This is a genomic window from Clostridioides sp. GD02377 (assembly GCF_045899875.1).
Classification (GTDB): domain Bacteria; phylum Bacillota; class Clostridia; order Peptostreptococcales; family Peptostreptococcaceae; genus Clostridioides; species Clostridioides difficile_A.
Map to the genome: position 1 here is coordinate 1 of NZ_JBJODA010000043.1, position 5,364 is coordinate 5,364.

Sequence of the window (5,364 nt, forward strand, 5' to 3'; positions counted from 1 at the left end):
CTTTTTATTATAATAAATTAACTTAGCACTTTAATTCAACATTTTACTTAATTTAATATTTCAATTAAAAAATAAAGCTACTGATTTTTAAATCAGTAGCTCTTTTGTTTTTTATCTAATATTTTAGTTAAGTTAGTAAATAAAAATCTTATATACTCATTTGGGATATTAACCATCATTTAATTTAAATTGTTATTATGCCATTATTTTATATACAAACTCTTTTAGTTTGTCTAATCCAGATAAGAACGTATTTTCACTGCAAGCATAAGATATACGAATATATTTATCCATACCAAATGCTATTCCAGGAACAACTGCAACGTTATATTCTTCTAAAAATTGATTACAAAATTCTATAGAAAAGCTATCTTTATACTTAAATCTCTCAGATACTTTAGAGAGGTCTATAAATGCATAAAATGCGCCATTTGGATTTACATATCCTACATTTTCGATAGAGTCTAATTTTGATGTAATTAAGTCTCTTCTAGACTTATATGTCTTAACCATATTATCTATATCAGCTGAGCAATCTTTTAAGGCTCCATATGCTATGTATTGTGCTGTTAAACTTGGATGAGATATAAGATGTCCCTGTATAGAACTCATTGCTTTAGCAATGGTTTTATTAGATGCTGTATATCCCAATCTTAATCCAGTCATTGCAGCAGATTTAGAAAAACCATTTACAGTTATTGTTATATCTTTAGCTTCTTCACTTAATGAGGCAATTGATGTAAATTCCCCATCATAGCATATTTTTTCATATATTTCATCTGCTAAAATATATATTTTATTTTCTATACATACATCTACAATTTCTATTAATTCATCTTTTGTATAAATGCTACCAGTAGGATTTGAAGGATTATTTATTACAAGAATTTTTGTTTTATTTGTTATAGATTTTTTAAGCTCATCTTTTGTTAACTTGAATCCATTTTCTTTTTTAGTATCGATGAAAACTGGTACAGCATTTACTAATTTAACCATTTCAGGATAACTAACCCAATAAGGTTTTGGCAATAATACTTCATCTCCCTCATCTGTTAAAGCTAGCAAAGTATTCGTTATAGAGTTTTTTGCTCCACTTGATATAACTATTTCATCTATTGAATATTTACAATTATTTTCATCAATAAGTTTTTTACAAATTTCCTCTCTAAGTATTTTTAACCCTGGAACTAAATCATATTTAGTACAATCTTTATTTAAAGAGTCAATACCATAAGCTTTTGCATTATTAGGTACGTTGAAATCAGGTTCTCCTATACTAAGATTTATTACTTTAATTCCGTTGTTTTCCATTTCTTTAACTTTTGAACTAATACCTATTGTGTAGGATGGAGTTATAAAGTTTAGTCTTTTTGATAACATAAAATGCCTCCTTTTAAATTATTATTTATATTATACGACAGTTTTAAAGAATTTACATAAGGAAATTTGTAGATATATACATTAATGTACATGAAATTATACGTTTTTTGCCTAAAATTAGTGTAAAAAAAAGAGAAAAAATTTTTGACTCTCAGAGTTGTTAGAAACGCTACTGTTCAAAATATCTAGATAGTATTTGCAATGACTTGCGTAAGTTTGACTATTATGTACAAATTTGGTAATCTTAATATAGAAATTATTAAGATAATCCCTTTAACTTAGTTGAAGGGGATTTTTTTAGACTTAATATACTACATATAGTGGTATGTAGATTAATAAAATACAATATATAGTAATAGGAGGTTTTTTTAATTGGTTGAATTCGTGAAAAAAAGAGATGGAAGAGTAATCCCATTTAATGAAGATAGAATAACAAGAGCTATATTTTTAGCAGCGACAAATGTTGCAGAAAGGGAAGGAATAGTACCTGATTATAAATTATCTGAGCAATTAACTCAGGAAGTAATAAGATTTTTAAATCATAAATATTCAGAAACAGTTCCAAGTGTTGAGGATATTCAAGACTCAGTAGTTAAGATTCTTATAGAAACTGGTCATGCAAAAACTAGTGAAGAATACATAATATATAGAACTGAAAGAAGTAGAATAAGAAATTCAAAAACAAGACTGATGAAGGCAATAGAGGAGATTACTTTTGAGGATGCAGAAGATGCAGACATAAAAAGAGAAAATGCAAATATTAATGGTAATACAGCTATGGGGACTATGCTACAATATGGAAGCACTGTATCTAAAGAATTTTGTAAGACTCATATATTAAAGCCAGAACATTCTTTTGCCCATGAGAATGGAGATATACACATACATGATATGGACTTTTTAAATATGGGTACATTAACTTGTTGCCAGATAGATGTTAAAAAACTATTTAATGGTGGATTTTCAACAGGACATGGTTTTTTAAGAGAACCACAAGATATAATAAGTTATGGAGCATTAGCTGCAATCGCTATACAAAGTAATCAAAATGACCAACATGGAGGTCAAAGTATACCATTTTTTGATTATGGATTGGCTGAAGGTGTATATAAGACCTTTAAGAAATTCTACATAGGAAACTTAGCTAAAGCATTGAAATTATTTAAAGGAATTGAAAATAATGATGCAATAAAGAACATAGTATATAATACAGAAAAAGAAACAAATAAAAAGGTTGGTCTTAAAAGAGAGGAATTATATATAAACTCAGAAAAAAAGAAATTGATAGAAACTTTTGATATTGATGAAGAACTTGCAAATAACATGCAAAACTTTGCATTTGAAGAATCATATAGAGAAACTGATAAAAAAACATACCAATCTATGGAAGCATTTATACACAATTTAAATACAATGCATTCTAGAGCAGGTGCACAGGTTCCATTTTCAAGTGTGAACTTTGGAACAGATATTTCTGAAGAAGGAAGGATGGTAACTAAGAATCTTTTACTATCTCAAGAAAGAGGACTAGGTAATGGAGAAACACCAATTTTTCCAATTTTAATATTTAAGGTTAAAGAAGGAGTAAATTTAAATCCTAAAGACCCTAATTATGATTTATTTAAATTATCATGCAGAGTATCAGCTAAAAGACTATTTCCTAATTTTAGTTTCTTAGATGCGCCTTTTAATGCTAAATATTACAGAAAAGGTGAACCAGATACAGAAGCCACATATATGGGTTGTAGAACAAGAGTACTTAGTAATGTATGTGGTTCAGAAACAGTTAGTGGTAGGGGAAATATATCTTTTACTACAGTTAATTTACCAAGATTGGGTATAAAGCATGGCATTGTAAATGGTGAGAAAGCTAATTTAGATGGTTTTTTTGAAGAATTAGATGAAAAGATAGACTTAATTATAGAGCAATTATTAGAACGTCTTGAAGTTCAAGGAAATAAAAAAATGAAGAATTTCCCATTCTTGATGGGTCAAGGTGTATGGAAAGGTTCTGATGATTTAGGACCAGAAGATACACTAAAAGAAGTAATAAAGCAAGGAACATTGACAATTGGATTCATAGGTTTAGCAGAATGTCTTATTGCTCTTATGGGTAAACATCACGGAGAAAGCAAAGAAGCCCAAGAATTAGGATTAAGAATAGTGTCACACATGAGAGCTAAAATGGACGAAGCCACAGATAAATATAAATTAAACTTCTCTTTAATGGGTACACCAGCGGAAGGTCTTTCAGGTAGATTTACTAAAATAGATAAAAAAATATATGGAGAGATTAAAGGTATAACAGACAAAGAATATTATACTAATTCATTCCATGTACCAGTTTATTATAATATAAGTGCATATGACAAAATTGAGATAGAAGCTCCATATCATGAACTGACGAATGCAGGTCATATAACATATGTGGAATTAGATGGAGATCCATCAGATAATCTAGAAGCTTTTGAAACAGTTATAAAAGCTATGAAAGACTTAGGTATAGGATATGGAAGCATAAATCATCCTGTAGATAGAGATCCAATATGTGGATTTTCAGGTGTAATAGGAAGTAACATATGTCCTGTATGTGGAAGAAATGAAGATGAAAGTGATATCAAATTTGAAAGAATAAGAAGAATAACAGGTTACTTAGTTGGTACAGTTGACAGATTTAATAATGCAAAAAAAGCTGAAGTAAGAGATAGAGTAAAGCATAGATAGTTTTATTTGGAGGAATAAGTTATGAAAATAAGAATGTCATCTACTATAAGCCATGACAGTATAGTTGATGGACCAGGATTAAGGATGGTAATATGGACTCAAGGATGTATCCATAATTGCAAAGAATGCCATAATCCTCAGACACATGATTTATGTGGGGGATTTTACATGGATACAGAAGAAATTATAAATAAGATAAAATCATTAAAGTTACAAAAAGGTATTACATTATCAGGAGGAGAACCATTTTTACAGCCAGAACCATTAGAAGAAGTAGCAAAAGAAGCTAAAAGAAATGGACTGGATGTATGGTCATATACTGGATTCACATTTGAGCAGTTATTAGATAAAAAAAATAGTAGATATTTTAAAAATTTAAATTTACTAAAACAAATTGATATTTTAGTAGATGGAAAGTTTATGGCTGAGAAAAAAGATATAAGTTTAAAGTTCAGAGGTTCATCAAATCAAAGAATAATTGATGTTCAAAAAAGTTTGAAATATAAAAAAGTATTTTTAGTTGAACAATATATGAAAGATGATTTATCCATAGCAGAATAAAATATAAATAGACGGAAGTAAATATAATAATGTATTTACCTCCGTCTATCTTTATGTAATTTTGTTTATTTGCATCATATAAGATGTAATTGTTAAATAAAAATGCTTATCGTGTATTTTATTTAACTCTTTTATAAGCTGGATGATTCTAATAGATAGCTTCTAAAGGATATACAAGTATTAATTTATGGATTCTTTGCTAAGAAACTAGAATGTTTAGTTGTTATGTAAAAATCTTTAGTTACTATAAGAGAAGAATTCAAATAAATGATTAAATGTTGACAAGGAGCTCAGAAAGTAATTTACCTAGTGCCATCAAGATTGGTATTAAGCATTTTAAAAAATAGAAAATCTTTAAAATGAGTATTTTTAATAATATTTCTTGGTTTGTATCTTTCTTATAAACAAATTTTATAGTATAAATCAATTAAGTAAATAAGTCTAATTACATATAATACATATATTTGTATAAAAAATATTAAATTTTGTAATTTGTGGATAAATATGTTTATAATGTGGATAATATTTAATATAATAAGTTAAAACAATATGAATCAGTTGTTTATAATGTGGATAATATAACCATATGTAAATAAATGAGATACTTGAAAGTAAAAAATGTGAAAAAAGTTATTGACTCTAAAAGGAAAAGTTGGTATAGTAATACTTGTCCTCAAGAAAAGGGCAAACAGATAAAGC

General features: G+C 27.7%; 3 protein-coding genes. 2 read left to right on the plus strand and 1 reads right to left on the minus strand.

Translation table 11 applies throughout. The features are described from left to right. Nucleotides 1–195: 195 nt before the first annotated feature. Entirely contained in the window at nt 196–1,380 is a 1,185-nt protein-coding gene (locus Q3304_RS20395) for a pyridoxal phosphate-dependent aminotransferase (protein WP_227832691.1), read from the minus strand. A gap of 372 nt (nt 1,381–1,752) precedes the next feature. Here Q3304_RS20395 and Q3304_RS20400 point away from each other — a divergent pair, with 372 nt between their 5' ends. Together Q3304_RS20400 and nrdG are read left to right on the plus strand one after the other, a co-directional pair. Continuing rightward, a complete protein-coding gene (locus Q3304_RS20400; protein ID WP_407815250.1) occupies nt 1,753–4,104 on the plus strand; it encodes an anaerobic ribonucleoside triphosphate reductase in 2,352 nt (783 codons plus the stop codon). Nucleotides 4,105–4,125: 21 nt separating this feature from the next. Next, a complete protein-coding gene (gene nrdG, locus Q3304_RS20405; protein WP_054268693.1) occupies nt 4,126–4,665 on the plus strand; it encodes an anaerobic ribonucleoside-triphosphate reductase activating protein in 540 nt (179 codons plus the stop codon). The last annotated feature ends 699 nt before the right edge of the window (nt 4,666–5,364 follow it).

What these genes read in the sequence shown, in the direction of transcription:
- nrdG (WP_054268693.1), top strand. Translation starts at nt 4,126, where the DNA reads ATGAAAATAAGAATGTCATCTACTATAAGCCATGACAGTATAGTTGAT.
- Q3304_RS20395 (WP_227832691.1), bottom strand. Translation starts at nt 1,380, where the DNA reads ATGTTATCAAAAAGACTAAACTTTATAACTCCATCCTACACAATAGGT.